Below are 14,397 nucleotides of genomic sequence, written 5' to 3' on the forward strand. Positions count from 1 at the left end.
CGAGATGATCATGCCCGGAGATAACGCAAGTATTTCAGCGGAACTCATTGCCCCCATTGCCATGGAAAAAGAGCTTCGGTTTGCCATCAGGGAAGGTGGGCGTACGGTTGGTGCCGGTGTTATCGGCGAAATCATTGAATAATCAAGGGAAGATTGAATCATTATGATAAAAACAAAAATAAGGATCAGGCTCAAGGCTTATGACCATAAGCTGCTTGATCGTTCATCCCTTGACATTGTGGATACAGCAAGAAAAACCGGTGCAAAGGTGGTTGGTCCCATCCCCCTTCCCACCCGGATAAATAAGTTTTGCGTGTTGCGTTCACCCCATGTCAATAAGAAATCCCGGGAGCAGTTTGAGATCCGGACACACAAGCGACTGATGGACATCCTGGAGCCCACACAGCAGACAGTGGATGCCTTGATGAAGCTGGATCTGTCCCCCGGTGTCGCTGTGGAAATTAAGCTTTGATCTGAAACGATTTCTTTTCCGGCACCATTTGCATCCGGGGTTGCCGGAAACAATGAGGCTATAAGATCAGGTGTCTTTTATTTTTTGGATGCCTGAAAACATAGAATAGGAACAATATTATGTGTAATGGAATTTTAGGGAAGAAGGTGGGGATGACCAGTGTCTTCGCCGCCGATGGAACCCTTGTGCCGGTGACGGTACTTGAGGTGGGCCCCTGCGTGATTACCCAGGTGAAAACCCAGAATGTTGATGGCTATAATGCGGTTCAGGTTGGATTTGGGACCAAAGACCTGAAGCGGTGCACAAAGCCTGCTGCAGGGCATTTTGCCAAGAGTGGAGACACCGGATTTGTAAACCTGTGCGAATTTAAAGTGGGTGCCCCGGAAAAATATGAGCTGGGTCAGGTTCTGGGATTGGATCTCCTGGCAGTCGGAGACAAAGTGAACGTTTCCGGTACATCCAAGGGTAGAGGTTTTCAGGGAACCATTAAACGGCATGGCTTTAGCCGCGGCCCGGAAACCCATGGTTGCAGAAACCATCGAAAACCCGGTTCGGTGGGGTGTTCTGCTTGGCCCGCACGTATTACCAAAGGCAAGAAAATGCCAGGGCACATGGGTGTGGATCGCAAAACCGTTAAAAATCTCGTGGTGGTCGATGTCAGGCCAGAAGAGAACCTTTTGCTGGTCAAAGGGCCTGTTCCGGGAGCAAAAACCGGCATCCTTGAGATCGTAAAGGTGGCAAAGTAGTTGGGATTGTATACGTAGTTTTTACCGCGACTGTGGGTATTGCAATGACCTTCGCAGTGATGCACAGTCGGAACATAAATGAGGACATATATGGCTGCTGTAGATGTTTTGAACAGGTCAGGTGAGAAGGTCTCAGAGACACAACTCCCTGATACGATATTCAGCATACCTGTTAAAAAAAGTGTACTGCATGATGTGGTTAAAATGCAGCTTGCAAGTAAAAGATGCGGAACTGCTTCTGTGAAGGGGCGTTCTGATATTGCAGGAAGTACCAAGAAATTGTACCGGCAGAAGGGCACTGGTAATGCGCGTTCCGGAAGTGTGAAATCACCCCTGCGTAGGGGGGGGGGCGTGATCTTCGGACCCATGCAGAGATCCTATGCCTATAAGCTACCCAAAAAAGTGCGCGCACTGGCCCTTAAAATGGCATTAAGCAGTAAACTTGCCACGGATTCCTTGAGGGTAATTGATAATTTTGATCTTCAAGAGATCAAGACAAAGGCGTTTGTGGACGTTACCCGGGCACTGGGGCTTAAAAAAGTTCTAGTGGTTACCTCGGATGACGACAGAAATCTGTTTCTGTCTTCACGCAATGTGCCTGGGATGAAGGTAATTAAGACCGAGGGACTCAATGTCTATGATATCCTGAAATATGATTCTCTGCTGCTGGTGGAATCATCCATTCAGGGGATTGAAGGGAGGCTCGGGTGATGATAAAAGATTATGATATAATTCGACGACCTTTGAATACTGAAAAAACCACTCTGCAAAAAGAGCTTTTCAATCAGGTCTCCTTTGAGGTGGACCGTCAGGCCAATCGGATGGAAATCAAGGATGCAGTGGAGCGGATATTTAACACCAAAGTTCAATCCGTCAGAACCATCCAGATGAAGGGCAAGATAAAACGTCGAGGCCGAATTCTTGGTAAACGACGGGATTGGAAAAAGGCCATTGTGCGGCTGATGCCCGGGCAGAGAATTGATTTTTTTGAAGGTGTATAAAGAGGTAACCACATGTCAATAAAGAAGACAAAGCCGACATCACCCGGCAGACGGGCCCAGGAATACTTTACCTTTGAAGAGATTACCAAGGTAAAGCCCGAAAAGAGCCTGCTGAAAAAAATTAAGAAGACAGCCGGTCGAAATGTGCATGGCCGAATTACCAGTCGTCACAAGGGTGGTGGAGCAAAAAAACAGTACAGAATCATTGATTTTAAAAGAGATAAAGACGGGATTCCAGCAAAGGTTTCCGCCATTGAATACGATCCCAACAGAAGTGCACGTATTGCTCTTCTGTTTTATGTGGATGGCGAGAAACGCTATATCCTTGCTCCCAAGGATCTCCAGGTGGGTGATGTAATTGAAACCGGTCCGGATGCGGATATCAAACCGGGCAATTGTCTGCCCCTGGAAAACATCCCCCTTGGAACCCGGATTCATAATGTAGAGTTAAAGCAGCAGAAGGGCGGGCAGATTGTAAGAAGTGCCGGCACCTTTGCAAGACTCATGGCAAAAGAGGGAACCTATGCCCAGGTTCTTCTGCCCTCCGGTGAAGTGCGCATGGTGCATATTAAATGTAAGGCCACCATTGGAAGGGTTGGTAATGAAAAGCACGACGATGTAAAGCTTGGCAAGGCTGGCCGCTCAAGGTGGCTGGGTCGCAGACCTTCTGTAAGGGGTGTTGCCATGAATCCCGTGGATCATCCCATGGGTGGTGGTGAGGGTAGATCATCTGGTGGTCGTCATCCATGTACACCATGGGGTGTTCCGACCAAAGGGTATCGAACCCGGACAAACAAGCGTACTGACCAGTACATCGTGAAAAGAAGAGCTAAACGCAAATAGATAGGTGATCTGATATGCCAAGGTCGTTAAAAAAGGGCCCTTATATAGCCCCGGAACTGATAAGAAAGGTTGTTGCTGCTCAGGAAGATAAAAAGAGCAACAGAGTGATCAAAACCTGGTCCAGGAGATCAACTATTTTTCCCGAGATGGTGGGAGTCACTTTTGCAGTTCATAATGGTAAGAAATTCGTGCCGGTATTTGTTACGGAGAACATGGTTGGACATAAGCTTGGCGAGTTTTCTCCCACAAGAACATTTTACGGTCACGCAGGTGATAAAAAGTCCAAAATGAAGCGATAACTCCTTTTGGGGGTTAACAAGTAAGAGGAAACTGAAATGGAAGTTAAAGCAGTCACTAAATACGTACGAATATCACCGTTGAAACTGCGTGCTCCTGTTGAGGCTTTAAAAGGCAAACCTGTGGAGGATGCATTAAACATCCTCAAGTTCATGCCCCTTAAAGCTGCCGGTATTATATCCAAAACCCTGAGTTCGGCTGTGGCCAACGCTGAGCATAACAATAATCTTGATGTGGATGATCTTATCGTTAAGAACATTGTTGTTGACCAGGGTCCGACCCTGAAGCGATTTCGGGCACGGGCCAGGGGCAGAGGTGCCAGGATTCTTAAACGGTCCAGCCACATCACAGTAACAGTCGCGGAAACGGTCTAAATAAGGAGGGTGCGGATTGGGCCAAAAAGTAAATCCAATCGGATTAAGATTAGGTATTATCAAAACATGGGACTCCCGGTGGTATGCCGATAAGGAGTATGCTGATTTTGTTTATGAAGACTATAAAGTTCGGAAGTTTCTTAAAAAGAAACTTTACCATGCCGGTATCTCGAAGATAGAAATTGAACGGTTTTCCAAACGTTTAAGACTTCGTGTCTTTGCTGCAAGGCCAGGGATTATCATCGGGAAAAAAGGATCTGAAATTGCACTTTTGAAAAAAGAGCTGGAAAAGATGCTGACTCCCGAAGTCCTGATAGACATCAAAGAGGTCCGAAGGCCTGAAATTGATGCCCAACTGGTTGCAGAAAATATTTCTTCCCAGCTTGAGCGACGAATTGCCTTTCGAAGAGCTATGAAAAGAAGCGTTTCTTCGGCCATGCGTTTCGGTGCCCAGGGAATTAAAATTATTTGTTCCGGTAGACTCGGTGGGGCGGAAATGGCAAGGACGGAATGGTACAAGGAAGGCCGAATTCCGCTTCATACCTTGAGAGCTGATGTTGATTACGGCTTCATTGAAGCCCAGACCACCTACGGTACCATCGGCATTAAAGTATTCATCTTCAAGGGTGAAGTGCTCAATACCGATCAGAACATTACAGCTTAATTCAGAGGTTGTTTAGGAGATATAAATATGCTGAGTCCCAAAAAAGTCAAGTATCGCAAGCGGATGCGCGGAAGACTCAAAGGAAAGCCCACCGGCGGCACTGAGCTAAATTTCGGTGATTTCGGCCTGCAGGCCATCGAATGCGGGTATGTAAATGCTCGTCAGATTGAAGCCGCTCGTATTGCCATGACCCGAAAGATTAAAAGAACCGGTAAAACCTGGATTCGTTTTTTCCCGGATAAGCCCATCACCAAGAAACCAGCAGAAGTCAGAATGGGTAAGGGTAAAGGCCCCACAGATGCATGGGTTGCCGCCATTCGACCGGGCCGGATTCTCTATGAGATGGAAGGCGTTCCAAGGGAGCTTGCAATGGAAGCCCTTCGACTGGCTGCCAGAAAATTATCCATTAAAACGCGCTTTGTGGAGAGGAGTTAACCCATGAAAGTTACTGAAATTCGAGCCATGAGCGCCGAGGAAATAGAGACAAAACTGACTGAGCTGAAAAAAGAGTTTTTTAATCTTCGCTTTCAGCATGGTGTAGGTCAGCTTGAGAATACAGCCATTCTTCCCGGGATTCGGCGGGATATTGCCCGTCTGAAAACCATTTCCCGTGAGAAGAATTTAAACATTAGCTAATACAAACTAAAGTTGATGCCATGAATGAAAGAGGAAGAAAAAGAGTACTTTTAGGTACCATAGTATCTGACAAGATGGATAAATCAGTGGTTGTACAGGTTGAAAGACTGGTGCAGCACAAGATTTATAAAAAATATATTAAAAGATATAAAAAATATGCTGCCCACGACGAAAATAACCTGTGTCGTCCCGGGGATGTTGTTAAGATCACTGAATCAAGACCCCTTAGCAAAACCAAGAAATTTCGCGTCAGTGAGATTGTCAAACGGGCAGTTTGATTAATAAGGAGTTGAAAAATGATTCAGACAGAGACGAGATTGACTGTGGCAGACAACTCCGGCGCCAAGGAACTGTATTGTATCAAAGTCCTTGGTGGATCAAAAAGAAGGTATGCCGGTATCGGGGATATCATTGTGGTATCCGTTAAAGAAGCTATCCCCAATGCCAAGGTCAAAAAAGGTGATATTGTCAAGGCGGTCATCGTACGGACCAAGAAAGAAGTTTCACGGCCCGATGGATCGATGATCAGATTTGATGATAATTCAGCTGTTATTATCAATCCTTCCAATGAACCTGTTGGCACCCGTATTTTCGGCCCCGTCGCAAGGGAGCTCCGGGCCAAACGGTTTATGAAGATAATATCCCTTGCACCCGAGGTGCTGTAGCGGTTCGGTAATTGGAGAGGATTCCCATGGAAAAGATTAAAACAAGAATTAAAACCGATGATAAGGTTAAAATAATTGCCGGTAAGGACAAAGGCAAGATCGGCAAGGTTCTGAAGGTTCTTAAAAAGAAAAACAGAGCCATTGTTGAAAATATTAATGTGGCAAAGATCCATCAGCGACCCACCCAGGCAAATCCCCAGGGCGGCATTGTTGAAAAGGCAATGCCGGTGGATTACTCAAATCTTATGCTTATGTGTAACCGATGTGTTAAGCCGGTTCGGGTGGGTGTGAGAGTACTTGAAGATGGGAAAAAGGTCAGATTCTGCAAAAAATGCAATGAACAGATCGATGCTTAGGATTGGGCTGAGGAGCTAATTTTCAATGCTTAAAGAGAAATATGAAAAAGAGATAGTCCCGGCGCTTACAAAGACCTTTGGCTATCAGAACAGAATGCAGGTGCCCGGCCTGGAGAAGATCGTGCTGAATATCGGATTGGGAGAAGCCATTAAAAATGTGAAACTGCTGGATTCTGCCGCTGCTGATCTCACCCTGATTGCCGGCCAGAAACCCGTTATCACCAAGGCAAAGAAATCCATTGCAGCGTTCAAGCTCAGAGAAGGCATGCCCATTGGATGCATGGTTACCCTGCGCAGGGAAAAAATGTATGATTTTCTGGAAAAATTGGTGAACATTACGCTTCCCCGTGTTCGTGACTTTCGTGGTATTTCCGGAAAAGCCTTTGATGGTAGAGGTAATTATAGCCTTGGCATTAAAGAGCATATCATTTTTCCTGAAATTGACTATGATCAGACCGACAGTATTAAAGGTCTTAATGTCTCCATAGTTACGACCGCAAAAACCGATAAAGAGGGTAAAGAACTGCTTACGCTTTTTGGAATGCCCTTTAAAAACTGATTGTTAATCGTAGTTTGAAAATGGATATGAAACTCCCTTGGCACTGGTGAGAAAATCAGTGTCTTGTGTCGTTTATCCTTTCAGGAGGTAAAGTTGGCAAAGAAGTCGCTTATCGCAAAGGCGAATAGAACGCCGAAATTTAAAGTGCGAGCGTACAATCGTTGCACCATTTGTGGCCGGCCCAGGGGCTTTATCCGTAAAGCAGGAATCTGCAGGATCTGTTTCAGGGATCTTGCATCTGCCGGAAAATTGCCGGGTGTAACAAAATCAAGTTGGTAATGGTTTCGACAGTCCGGAAAAAACCGGGCGGTTATGTCAACCTCAGATAACCGATATTGTATAGTTCTTTTCTGCCTTCCAGGTGGAAAAGCAGTTTCAGGAGATTATTATGGCAATGAGTGATCCCATAGCGGACATGCTTACAAGAATCAGAAATGGTGCTAAGGCAGAGTTCGCAAAAGTGGATATCCCCGGGTCTAAATTGAAAGTGGAATTGGCGCGGGTGCTGAAAGAGCAGGGGTACATCAAGAATTACAAATTCCTTGAAGATGAAAAACAAGGTGTGCTTCGTGTTTATCTTAAGTATGCAGGTGAAAAGAAATCTGCAATATATGGACTTGAGCGTGTCAGTAAACCCGGTCGCAGGGTTTACACAAAGTCCAAAGAAGTAAAGCCGGTATTAAACGGTCTTGGTATTTCGATTTTATCCACGTCAAAAGGGTTGATGACGGATAAGCAGGCAAAAAAAGAAAATGTGGGCGGCGAAGTCCTCTGTAATATCTGGTAAAACTGGAGGGATACATGTCTCGAATTGGTAAAAAGCCGGTCCAGATTCCTGAAAAAGTGGAAATTGCGCTCACTGATGATTCCATCGCTGTTAAAGGGGCTCTTGGAACACTTCAGCGTAGTCTGCATCCGGCAGTTACAATCAAAATTGAAGAAAATACGCTTCTGGTCTCACCTGTTAATGAAGACCGTAAAACCATGGCCCTTCAGGGTTTATACCGATCATTGATTTATAATATGGTTGAAGGTGTAACCAAGGGTTATGAAAAAACGCTTTTGCTCAGCGGAATTGGCTATCGTGCCGAAACAAAGGGAAATCAGCTGGTATTGAATGTGGGTTATTCCAATCCCGTTGACTTTGTCCTTCCTGACGGCGTTACCGCAAAGGTGGATAAAAATACTCAGATCACCTTGTCCTGCATTGACAAGGAGGTTCTTGGAGAGACTGCAGCCCGGATCAGAAAAGTCCGCCCCCCTGAGCCATACAAAGGGAAGGGCATCATGTATTCCGATGAAAGAATTATGAGAAAAGCCGGTAAAGCTGCATCCAAATAATCATAGGCAGGAATAGAATACAATGGCGAATCGAACTACAAAGCGAATCTCAAGGCTTAAGAGAAAGCGAAGAATAAGAAAAAATATAAATGGTACACCGGAACGCCCCAGACTTAGCGTTTTCAGGAGTGCTGGCCATATTTACGCCCAGGTGATTGATGATATCAAAGGGCATACCATTGTGTCAGCATCCAGTCTTGATGCCCAATTCAAGGCCACCGGTATTAAGGGCAGCGGCAAAGAAGGCGCCGCCGCCGTCGGAAAACTGGTGGGTCAACGGGCACTGGACAAGGGGATTACTAAAGTCACCTTCGACAGAAACGGCTTTCTATATCACGGACGTGTTAAGTCTGTTTCAGACGGAGCCCGGGAAGCCGGGTTGAATTTCTAATTAAGGAGGGAGTTCCTTGGGCAGCAAACAGACAGATGAAAATCAGTTGATAGATAAGGTCGTTCGGATCAACCGGGTGGCAAAAGTTGTGAAGGGTGGTAGAAATTTCAGCTTCAGCGCCCTGTGCGTCGTGGGTGACGGTGAAGGCAGTGTGGGGTATGGCCTTGGAAAGGCCGGTGAAGTACCCGAAGCCATCCGAAAGGGTGTTGAAAAGGCCAAACGTTCCATGACAAAGGTGTCACTACTGGATGGTACAGTGCCCTGTGAAGTGGTGGGTTGTGCCGGTTCCGGTCGTGTCCTCCTGAAACCGGCTTCTCCCGGTACCGGAGTTATTGCAGGTGGTGCGGTACGTGCGGTGCTTGAGGCCGTGGGAGTCACAGATATTTTGACCAAATGCATCGGCAGCAATAATTCTCACAATGTGGTCAGAGCGACCATGGCCGGACTGAAGTCACTTGAAACCAGAGAAGAGGTTGCCAGAAGAAGGGGCCTTCGACCGGAAGAGATATAGGAGAGACTTGACATGTCAGGTAAAGTGAAAATCACACAGATCAGAAGCATCATCGGACGTCCTGAAAAGCAACGTAGAATTCTTCGTGCTCTGGGTCTGAGAAAGATGCATATGACCGTTGAACATAAAAATAACCCGGCGATTCTGGGTATGGCTAAGAAGGTTCCACATCTGGTCAGGGTAGAGGAGGTGTAAAGTGAAACTGCATGAATTGTCCCCTGCTGAAGGGAGCCGAAAGAGCAGAAAAAGAGTGGGGCGTGGACCCGGTTCCGGTATGGGAAAAACTTCCACCCGGGGTCATAAGGGCCATAACGCACGATCAGGTGGCGGTGTTCGTCCCGGGTTTGAAGGTGGTCAGATGCCCTTGCATCGACGTCTACCCAAAAGAGGTTTCACCAGTATTTTCAAAAAGAAAATAGCTGTTTTGAACATTGAAGATCTTGATGTTTTTGATGCGGGCATCACCATTGATGCCGATGCGCTTAAAGCCCGGGGCCTTGTCAAGGGAAAAATGGACGGAATTAAAATCCTTGGAAATGGTGAGCTCAGCAAAGCTTTTTCTTTCAAAGGATGTCTGGTAAGTCAGTCCGCTCGGGAAAAAATTGAAGCCGCTGGCGGAAACATTGAACTGTAATTCTATCTGAGGTTGTTAAATGATTGAGAGCGGATATCAGAATATACTCAAGCTTCCAGACCTGAAAAGAAAGCTTCTGATTACATTTGCATTGCTTTTTGTTTACAGGGTAGGGGTTCATGTACCCACACCCGGGATTGATACTGCTGCCCTGGCCTCATTTTTTGACAATGCCAGGGGTACCCTGTTTGCAATGTTTAATATGTTTTCAGGCGGTGCTCTGGATCGTCTCTCGGTGTTTGCCCTGGGAATTATGCCTTACATCAGTTCCTCAATTATTCTTCAGCTGATGACAGTTGTCATTCCCCATCTTGAACAGCTTTCCAAGGAAGGCGAGCAGGGGCGAAAGAAAATTACCCAGTATACCCGTTATGGTACCGTTGGATTGAGCCTGATCCAGGGATTCGGTATTGCAGTGGGCCTTGAAAGCATGACATCCCCCGCCGGAGCACCTATTGTGATGTATCCCGGCTGGGGGTTTCGATGCATGACGGTTCTGACCTTGACAGCGGGTACGGCATTTATCATGTGGCTGGGTGAGCAGATCACCGAGCGAGGCATCGGTAATGGTATTTCACTCATCATTTTTGCAGGCATTGTTGCACGGATGCCCACGGCCATGGGGAATACCCTTCGGCTGGTTTCCACCGGTGAGATGGGAATTTTTGCCATTATTATACTGATCCTTCTCATGGTGGCTGTTATCGGGTTTATTATTTTTATGGAGCAATCCCAGCGCAGGATTCCCGTACAGTACGCCAAACGGGTGGTGGGGCGGAAAATGTATGGCGGCCAGACCTCGCATCTTCCTTTGAAGATCAACACAGCAGGGGTTATTCCGCCCATTTTTGCATCTTCCATTATCATGTTTCCGGCGACATTGGCCAACTTCATTGATCTGCCCGTCATGCAGACGGTGGCAGCAGCCATGAGTCCTGGAACCATCATTTATAATCTGATCTACGTGGGCTTCATCATTTTCTTCTGCTTTTTCTATACAGCGGTGACCTTTAACCCTGATAATGTTGCAGACAATATGAAAAAAAACGGTGGCTATATTCCCGGTATTCGACCAGGTAAAAAGACCGCTGAATATATTGATAAAGTGCTGACACGAATTACACTTGGCGGAGCTGTTTACGTATCTGCCGTGTGTGTTCTGCCCACCATGCTGATGACAAAATTCAATGTGCCCTTTTACTTCGGCGGCACTGCACTGCTGATAGTTGTCGGAGTTTCCATTGACACGATTGCGCAGATTGAATCTCACCTGATCACCCGAAATTATGATGGTTTTCTGGGTAAATCTGGTGGCAGCGTGAAATCGAGACGGTAAGAAACCTAAGAAACCGGCATCACAATCACAGACGGAAAATTGAACGAGAGGTGGAGTATGGCAAAGGAAGAACCCATCAAAGTAGAAGGAACGGTGCTTGAAACATTACCCAACGCCATGTTCAAGGTAGAGCTTGAAAATAAGCACCAGCTGCTGGCACATATATCCGGCAAAATGAGAATGCATTTCATTAAAATCCTACCCGGAGACAAGGTAACCGTAGAACTGTCACCTTATGATTTGAGCCGGGGACGGATTACGTATCGATATAAATAGCACATCGCTGGAAGGACGTTCCAGTTGATGCGAGGAGTATACTCAAGATGAAAGTCAGAGCATCTGTAAAGAAAATTTGTAAGGATTGTAAGATTATCCGCAGGAACGGAGTTATCCGGGTAATTTGCATTAATAAACGTCATAATCAACGGCAGGGATAGGGGGGCATAAGGCGTGGCAAGAATTGCAGGGGTAGATTTACCCAGAAATAAGCACATTGAGATCGCTCTCACCTATATCTATGGTATTGGCAGAAGCAGATCCCAGGAAATCCTTTCTGAAGTCGGCATTGAGCCCACAGTTAAATCCGATGATCTCACCGAAGATCAGGCCAATGAGATCAGAAAGGTCATTGACAGTAAATTTAAAGTTGAGGGTGAGCTTCGAACTGAAACCTCAATGAATATTAAACGGCTGATGGATCTTGGCTGCTACCGTGGACTGCGTCATCGGAAATCTCTTCCCTGTCATGGCCAGCGGACCAGCACCAATGCGAGAACCCGAAAAGGGCCCAAGAGAGCGGCAGTTAAAAAGAAAAAGTAAGTTGCCCGCGATAAGCTCGTTTTGCGGATGACCATCAGGAGGCTTTGCTAAGTTATGGCGAAAAAGACTAAAAAAAGCGTTACCAAGAAAAAAGTTAAAAAAAATATATCAACAGGCGTTGTTCACATTCAATCAACGTTTAACAATACCATTGTTACCATTACTGATGAGACTGGGAATACAATTTCTTGGTCCAGTTCCGGTATTCAGGGGTTCAAAGGCTCCAGAAAGAGCACCCCGTTTGCTTCCAAGCTCGCTGCTGAGGATGCCGGTGCCAAGGCCATGGAACATGGTATGAAAAATGTCAGTGTGTTTGTGAAAGGACCTGGTGCCGGGCGGGAATCTGCGCTTCGTGCCCTTCATGCCATTGGATTTAATATCTCCATGATCAAGGACGTTACCCCGGTACCCCACAATGGGTGCCGCCCGCCCAAGAGAAGAAGGGTTTAATAAAACACTGTGTCCATTCAAACGTCTTGTTTTAGATAAAGGAGGAGAGCGTTGTCACGTTATCGAGGTTCTGTCTGCCGTCAGTGCAGACGCGAAAATATGAAACTTTTTCTGAAGGGCGATCGCTGCTATTCAGATAAATGCAGTTTTGACAGAAGGTCATACCCCCCAGGGCAGCATGGCCAGAGAAGATCCAAGTTTTCTGATTATGGTATTCAGCTCCGGGAAAAACAGAAGGTCAGAAGAATTTATGGTGTTTCTGAAAAACAGTTCAGGCTGATTTTCAGCAAGGCAGATCGTCAAAAGGGAATCACCGGTGCCAATCTTCTGGGCATGCTGGAACGACGTCTAGACAATGTGGTTTTCAGACTTGGTTTTACCAGCTCAAGAACCCAGGGTCGTCATTTTGTGCGCCATAACCATTTTACGGTAAATGGTAAGAAGGTTAACATCCCCTCATACATCATGAAGGCCGGAGATGTAATTGAACTCAAGGAAAAGAGCCGCACTGTGACCGCCATCAGTGAATCCCTTGAAACCATTGTTCGACGTGGTGTTCCCCAGTGGCTTGAACTTGATAAGGACGGTTTTAAAGGTGTGATCAAGAGTCTGCCCGCCCGTGAAGATGTCACCTTGCCCATACAGGAACAGCTGATAGTAGAGCTCTACTCTAAATAAGTGAGCTGCAGTTTGTCCTATGTTTATATTCAGGAGATAAACAATGTCATCAGATGAACTTGTATATGTCAATTGGCACGAGATGATCAGGCCTGAGAAAATTGCTGTCAGCACCACTTCCACCTATGGAAAGTTTGTGTGTGAACCCCTGGAAAGGGGTTTTGGTATTACCATTGGTAATTCTCTGCGGCGGATTATTCTTTCATCACTCTACGGTAGTGCCATTGTATCCGTTAAATTTGAAGAGGCACTTCATGAGTACAGTGTTGTTTCAGGTGTCCGGGAGGATGTCTCTGAAATTATCATGAATCTCAAAGAGATTCGTTTCAAGGTCTCCGATCTGGAAGACAAAGAGATATATCTTCATGTCAATGGAGAAAAGGCAGTGACTGCTGCTGATATCACTTCCCCGGATGGTCGGGTCCAGGTACTCAACCCTGAGCAGCACATTGCCACGGTGAACAATGGCGGTGAGCTTAAAATGACCATGCTGATTCAAACCGGTAAAGGGTATGCACTTTCTGCGGCGAACAAGAATGAGGACGCACCTGTCGGAACCATTCCCATTGACAGCGTTTTTTCTCCCATCAAAAGAGTAAAATATGTTGTTGGAACTTCCAGGATCGGTCAGAAAACCGATTATGACAAACTCACCATGGAAGTATGGACAGATGGCAGTGTTAAGCCTGAGGATTCCGTGGCCTTTGCTGCGAAAATTCTCAAGGAACAGATGAATCCATTTATCAATTTTGATGAAGACATTGAGCCTGAGCAGGAAGAAAAAGAGCATAATGGTGCCGAAAGAAACTTTAATGATAATCTCTACAGAAATGTAGATGAGCTTGAACTTTCTGTAAGAAGTTCCAACTGCCTTAAAAATGCACAAATCCTGAAAATTTATCAGCTTGTACAGAGAACTGAAAGTGAAATGCTGAAAACAAAAAATTTCGGAAGAAAATCCTTAAATGAGATAAAAGAGGTCCTGACATCCATGGATCTCACCCTTGGAATGGATCTTGAGGGATTTGTGCCACCTGAGGAAGACCCAACCAACGAAGGAGAATAATTTTTCCCATGAGACACAGAAAATCAGGCGTAAAGCTTAACCGGACGTCAAGCCATCGAAAAGCGATGTTTAGAAATATGGTCACTTCTCTTTTTAAACATGAGAGAATAAAAACCACCGATGCCAAGGCTAAAGAACTCCGGAAGCTGGCAGACAAAATGATCACACTGGCCAAGCGGGGGGATCTGCATGCCCGACGTCAGGCCTTTTCCGTCATTATTGAAAAGGATGTGGTACATCAGCTGTTCAACGACGCCGCCGACAAGTTTGGCAGTCGTCAGGGCGGGTATACCCGTATTACCAAGCTGGGACCTCGTTCTGGTGATGCCGCACCCATGGCCATGATTGAATTAATCATCGATAATTTATAAAAATCCATTCTTGATGCCTGTGGATGATTGCATAGAACATTTTAGAAATTCGGATTTTTTGTAAATGAACCTTAGGAACTGTTAGAAAACATTCTATGCAAAAGTCTCCGACGGAGACACCCCGGTGGGGCAATAGATACTGCATATAGATGGTTAATTTTTTAACGGAGCCTTATATTAAAAAAAC

At 45.9% G+C, this 14,397-nt stretch carries 30 protein-coding genes; all 30 read left to right on the top strand.

Annotated elements, in window-relative coordinates; all coding sequences use genetic code 11:
• Positions 1-142: EF-Tu C-terminal domain-related protein (locus ACYQ2M_RS00005; RefSeq protein WP_459914431.1), on the top strand; the 142-nt coding region annotated here is incomplete at its 5' end.
• Between the two features lie 21 nt (positions 143-163).
• Positions 164-472 (top strand): 30S ribosomal protein S10, encoded by a 309-nt coding sequence (gene rpsJ / locus ACYQ2M_RS00010; RefSeq protein ID WP_084066393.1) that lies wholly within the window; start codon positions 164-166, stop codon positions 470-472.
• 119 nt (positions 473-591) lie between these two features.
• A complete protein-coding gene (rplC, locus tag ACYQ2M_RS00015) occupies positions 592-1,218 on the top strand; it encodes a 50S ribosomal protein L3 (protein ID WP_459914249.1) in 627 nt (208 codons plus the stop codon).
• 90 nt (positions 1,219-1,308) lie between these two features.
• Positions 1,309-1,929, top strand: coding sequence for a 50S ribosomal protein L4 (gene rplD, locus ACYQ2M_RS00020; protein WP_459914250.1), 621 nt, complete (start codon positions 1,309-1,311; stop codon positions 1,927-1,929).
• Positions 1,930-1,931: 2 nt separating this feature from the next.
• Positions 1,932-2,219 carry a 50S ribosomal protein L23 gene (gene rplW / locus ACYQ2M_RS00025; RefSeq protein WP_459914432.1) on the top strand — a complete coding sequence of 96 codons (288 nt, stop codon included), beginning with the start codon at positions 1,932-1,934 and terminating at the stop codon, positions 2,217-2,219.
• A gap of 12 nt (positions 2,220-2,231) precedes the next feature.
• A complete protein-coding gene (gene rplB / locus ACYQ2M_RS00030) occupies positions 2,232-3,062 on the top strand; it encodes a 50S ribosomal protein L2 (protein WP_459914251.1) in 831 nt (276 codons plus the stop codon).
• Positions 3,063-3,076: 14 nt separating this feature from the next.
• Positions 3,077-3,361, top strand: coding sequence for a 30S ribosomal protein S19 (rpsS, locus tag ACYQ2M_RS00035; RefSeq protein WP_459914252.1), 285 nt, complete (start codon positions 3,077-3,079; stop codon positions 3,359-3,361).
• Between the two features lie 36 nt (positions 3,362-3,397).
• The gene (gene rplV, locus ACYQ2M_RS00040; RefSeq protein WP_459914253.1) at positions 3,398-3,733 is read left to right on the top strand and encodes a 50S ribosomal protein L22; all 336 of its coding nucleotides are present in this window, start codon (positions 3,398-3,400) and stop codon (positions 3,731-3,733) included.
• Between the two features lie 16 nt (positions 3,734-3,749).
• A complete protein-coding gene (gene rpsC / locus ACYQ2M_RS00045) occupies positions 3,750-4,397 on the top strand; it encodes a 30S ribosomal protein S3 (protein WP_459914254.1) in 648 nt (215 codons plus the stop codon).
• Between the two features lie 27 nt (positions 4,398-4,424).
• Positions 4,425-4,832: a 50S ribosomal protein L16 gene (gene rplP / locus ACYQ2M_RS00050; RefSeq protein ID WP_459914255.1), complete on the top strand. Its 408-nt coding sequence runs from the start codon at positions 4,425-4,427 to the stop codon at positions 4,830-4,832.
• A gap of 3 nt (positions 4,833-4,835) precedes the next feature.
• Positions 4,836-5,033: a 50S ribosomal protein L29 gene (gene rpmC, locus ACYQ2M_RS00055; protein WP_459914256.1), complete on the top strand. Its 198-nt coding sequence runs from the start codon at positions 4,836-4,838 to the stop codon at positions 5,031-5,033.
• A 20-nt stretch (positions 5,034-5,053) separates the two neighbouring features.
• Positions 5,054-5,311 carry a 30S ribosomal protein S17 gene (rpsQ, locus tag ACYQ2M_RS00060; protein ID WP_459914257.1) on the top strand — a complete coding sequence of 86 codons (258 nt, stop codon included), beginning with the start codon at positions 5,054-5,056 and terminating at the stop codon, positions 5,309-5,311.
• An 18-nt stretch (positions 5,312-5,329) separates the two neighbouring features.
• Complete coding sequence (rplN, locus tag ACYQ2M_RS00065) at positions 5,330-5,698, top strand: 50S ribosomal protein L14 (RefSeq protein ID WP_459914258.1); 369 nt, start codon at positions 5,330-5,332, stop codon at positions 5,696-5,698.
• A 26-nt stretch (positions 5,699-5,724) separates the two neighbouring features.
• Positions 5,725-6,054, top strand: coding sequence for a 50S ribosomal protein L24 (rplX, locus tag ACYQ2M_RS00070; RefSeq protein ID WP_459914259.1), 330 nt, complete (start codon positions 5,725-5,727; stop codon positions 6,052-6,054).
• 25 nt (positions 6,055-6,079) lie between these two features.
• Complete coding sequence (gene rplE, locus ACYQ2M_RS00075; RefSeq protein WP_459914260.1) at positions 6,080-6,613, top strand: 50S ribosomal protein L5; 534 nt, start codon at positions 6,080-6,082, stop codon at positions 6,611-6,613.
• A gap of 93 nt (positions 6,614-6,706) precedes the next feature.
• Positions 6,707-6,892, top strand: coding sequence for a type Z 30S ribosomal protein S14 (locus ACYQ2M_RS00080; protein WP_459914261.1), 186 nt, complete (start codon positions 6,707-6,709; stop codon positions 6,890-6,892).
• 109 nt (positions 6,893-7,001) lie between these two features.
• Positions 7,002-7,400 (top strand): 30S ribosomal protein S8, encoded by a 399-nt coding sequence (gene rpsH / locus ACYQ2M_RS00085; protein WP_459914262.1) that lies wholly within the window; start codon positions 7,002-7,004, stop codon positions 7,398-7,400.
• A 14-nt stretch (positions 7,401-7,414) separates the two neighbouring features.
• Positions 7,415-7,954 carry a 50S ribosomal protein L6 gene (rplF, locus tag ACYQ2M_RS00090; RefSeq protein ID WP_459914263.1) on the top strand — a complete coding sequence of 180 codons (540 nt, stop codon included), beginning with the start codon at positions 7,415-7,417 and terminating at the stop codon, positions 7,952-7,954.
• A 22-nt stretch (positions 7,955-7,976) separates the two neighbouring features.
• The gene (gene rplR, locus ACYQ2M_RS00095; RefSeq protein ID WP_459914264.1) at positions 7,977-8,345 is read left to right on the top strand and encodes a 50S ribosomal protein L18; all 369 of its coding nucleotides are present in this window, start codon (positions 7,977-7,979) and stop codon (positions 8,343-8,345) included.
• A gap of 16 nt (positions 8,346-8,361) precedes the next feature.
• Positions 8,362-8,856 carry a 30S ribosomal protein S5 gene (gene rpsE, locus ACYQ2M_RS00100; RefSeq protein WP_459914265.1) on the top strand — a complete coding sequence of 165 codons (495 nt, stop codon included), beginning with the start codon at positions 8,362-8,364 and terminating at the stop codon, positions 8,854-8,856.
• Between the two features lie 12 nt (positions 8,857-8,868).
• Positions 8,869-9,051 carry a 50S ribosomal protein L30 gene (rpmD, locus tag ACYQ2M_RS00105; RefSeq protein ID WP_459914266.1) on the top strand — a complete coding sequence of 61 codons (183 nt, stop codon included), beginning with the start codon at positions 8,869-8,871 and terminating at the stop codon, positions 9,049-9,051.
• A gap of 1 nt (position 9,052) precedes the next feature.
• Positions 9,053-9,490: a 50S ribosomal protein L15 gene (gene rplO, locus ACYQ2M_RS00110; RefSeq protein WP_459914267.1), complete on the top strand. Its 438-nt coding sequence runs from the start codon at positions 9,053-9,055 to the stop codon at positions 9,488-9,490.
• Positions 9,491-9,509: 19 nt separating this feature from the next.
• Entirely contained in the window at positions 9,510-10,826 is a 1,317-nt protein-coding gene (secY, locus tag ACYQ2M_RS00115; RefSeq protein ID WP_459914268.1) for a preprotein translocase subunit SecY, read from the top strand.
• A 57-nt stretch (positions 10,827-10,883) separates the two neighbouring features.
• Positions 10,884-11,102 (top strand): translation initiation factor IF-1, encoded by a 219-nt coding sequence (gene infA, locus ACYQ2M_RS00120; protein ID WP_459914269.1) that lies wholly within the window; start codon positions 10,884-10,886, stop codon positions 11,100-11,102.
• Between the two features lie 47 nt (positions 11,103-11,149).
• Positions 11,150-11,263, top strand: a complete 114-nt coding sequence (gene rpmJ / locus ACYQ2M_RS00125) for a 50S ribosomal protein L36 (protein ID WP_459914270.1) — start codon at positions 11,150-11,152, stop codon at positions 11,261-11,263.
• A gap of 13 nt (positions 11,264-11,276) precedes the next feature.
• Positions 11,277-11,645 (top strand): 30S ribosomal protein S13, encoded by a 369-nt coding sequence (rpsM, locus tag ACYQ2M_RS00130; RefSeq protein WP_459914271.1) that lies wholly within the window; start codon positions 11,277-11,279, stop codon positions 11,643-11,645.
• A 54-nt stretch (positions 11,646-11,699) separates the two neighbouring features.
• Positions 11,700-12,095 carry a 30S ribosomal protein S11 gene (rpsK, locus tag ACYQ2M_RS00135; RefSeq protein WP_459914272.1) on the top strand — a complete coding sequence of 132 codons (396 nt, stop codon included), beginning with the start codon at positions 11,700-11,702 and terminating at the stop codon, positions 12,093-12,095.
• Positions 12,096-12,146: 51 nt separating this feature from the next.
• The gene (rpsD, locus tag ACYQ2M_RS00140; protein WP_459914273.1) at positions 12,147-12,773 is read left to right on the top strand and encodes a 30S ribosomal protein S4; all 627 of its coding nucleotides are present in this window, start codon (positions 12,147-12,149) and stop codon (positions 12,771-12,773) included.
• A gap of 43 nt (positions 12,774-12,816) precedes the next feature.
• Positions 12,817-13,839: a DNA-directed RNA polymerase subunit alpha gene (locus ACYQ2M_RS00145; protein WP_459914274.1), complete on the top strand. Its 1,023-nt coding sequence runs from the start codon at positions 12,817-12,819 to the stop codon at positions 13,837-13,839.
• A gap of 8 nt (positions 13,840-13,847) precedes the next feature.
• Positions 13,848-14,210 (top strand): 50S ribosomal protein L17, encoded by a 363-nt coding sequence (rplQ, locus tag ACYQ2M_RS00150; RefSeq protein ID WP_459914275.1) that lies wholly within the window; start codon positions 13,848-13,850, stop codon positions 14,208-14,210.
• Positions 14,211-14,397: the final 187 nt, after the last annotated feature.

The sequence above is a fragment of the Desulfocicer niacini genome, from assembly GCF_054657595.1.

What these genes read in the sequence shown, in the direction of transcription:
- rplR (WP_459914264.1), top strand. Translation starts at nt 7,977, where the DNA reads ATGGCGAATCGAACTACAAAGCGAATCTCAAGGCTTAAGAGAAAGCGA.
- rpsK (WP_459914272.1), top strand. Translation starts at nt 11,700, where the DNA reads ATGGCGAAAAAGACTAAAAAAAGCGTTACCAAGAAAAAAGTTAAAAAA.
- infA (WP_459914269.1), top strand. Translation starts at nt 10,884, where the DNA reads ATGGCAAAGGAAGAACCCATCAAAGTAGAAGGAACGGTGCTTGAAACA.
- rplB (WP_459914251.1), top strand. Translation starts at nt 2,232, where the DNA reads ATGTCAATAAAGAAGACAAAGCCGACATCACCCGGCAGACGGGCCCAG.
- rplN (WP_459914258.1), top strand. Translation starts at nt 5,330, where the DNA reads ATGATTCAGACAGAGACGAGATTGACTGTGGCAGACAACTCCGGCGCC.
- rpmC (WP_459914256.1), top strand. Translation starts at nt 4,836, where the DNA reads ATGAAAGTTACTGAAATTCGAGCCATGAGCGCCGAGGAAATAGAGACA.
- rpsH (WP_459914262.1), top strand. Translation starts at nt 7,002, where the DNA reads ATGGCAATGAGTGATCCCATAGCGGACATGCTTACAAGAATCAGAAAT.
- rpmD (WP_459914266.1), top strand. Translation starts at nt 8,869, where the DNA reads ATGTCAGGTAAAGTGAAAATCACACAGATCAGAAGCATCATCGGACGT.
- rplC (WP_459914249.1), top strand. Translation starts at nt 592, where the DNA reads ATGTGTAATGGAATTTTAGGGAAGAAGGTGGGGATGACCAGTGTCTTC.
- rpsS (WP_459914252.1), top strand. Translation starts at nt 3,077, where the DNA reads ATGCCAAGGTCGTTAAAAAAGGGCCCTTATATAGCCCCGGAACTGATA.
- rplX (WP_459914259.1), top strand. Translation starts at nt 5,725, where the DNA reads ATGGAAAAGATTAAAACAAGAATTAAAACCGATGATAAGGTTAAAATA.
- rplP (WP_459914255.1), top strand. Translation starts at nt 4,425, where the DNA reads ATGCTGAGTCCCAAAAAAGTCAAGTATCGCAAGCGGATGCGCGGAAGA.
- rpsJ (WP_084066393.1), top strand. Translation starts at nt 164, where the DNA reads ATGATAAAAACAAAAATAAGGATCAGGCTCAAGGCTTATGACCATAAG.
- rpsQ (WP_459914257.1), top strand. Translation starts at nt 5,054, where the DNA reads ATGAATGAAAGAGGAAGAAAAAGAGTACTTTTAGGTACCATAGTATCT.
- rplE (WP_459914260.1), top strand. Translation starts at nt 6,080, where the DNA reads ATGCTTAAAGAGAAATATGAAAAAGAGATAGTCCCGGCGCTTACAAAG.
- rpmJ (WP_459914270.1), top strand. Translation starts at nt 11,150, where the DNA reads ATGAAAGTCAGAGCATCTGTAAAGAAAATTTGTAAGGATTGTAAGATT.
- rplQ (WP_459914275.1), top strand. Translation starts at nt 13,848, where the DNA reads ATGAGACACAGAAAATCAGGCGTAAAGCTTAACCGGACGTCAAGCCAT.
- rplV (WP_459914253.1), top strand. Translation starts at nt 3,398, where the DNA reads ATGGAAGTTAAAGCAGTCACTAAATACGTACGAATATCACCGTTGAAA.
- ACYQ2M_RS00145 (WP_459914274.1), top strand. Translation starts at nt 12,817, where the DNA reads ATGTCATCAGATGAACTTGTATATGTCAATTGGCACGAGATGATCAGG.
- rplF (WP_459914263.1), top strand. Translation starts at nt 7,415, where the DNA reads ATGTCTCGAATTGGTAAAAAGCCGGTCCAGATTCCTGAAAAAGTGGAA.
- rplD (WP_459914250.1), top strand. Translation starts at nt 1,309, where the DNA reads ATGGCTGCTGTAGATGTTTTGAACAGGTCAGGTGAGAAGGTCTCAGAG.
- secY (WP_459914268.1), top strand. Translation starts at nt 9,510, where the DNA reads ATGATTGAGAGCGGATATCAGAATATACTCAAGCTTCCAGACCTGAAA.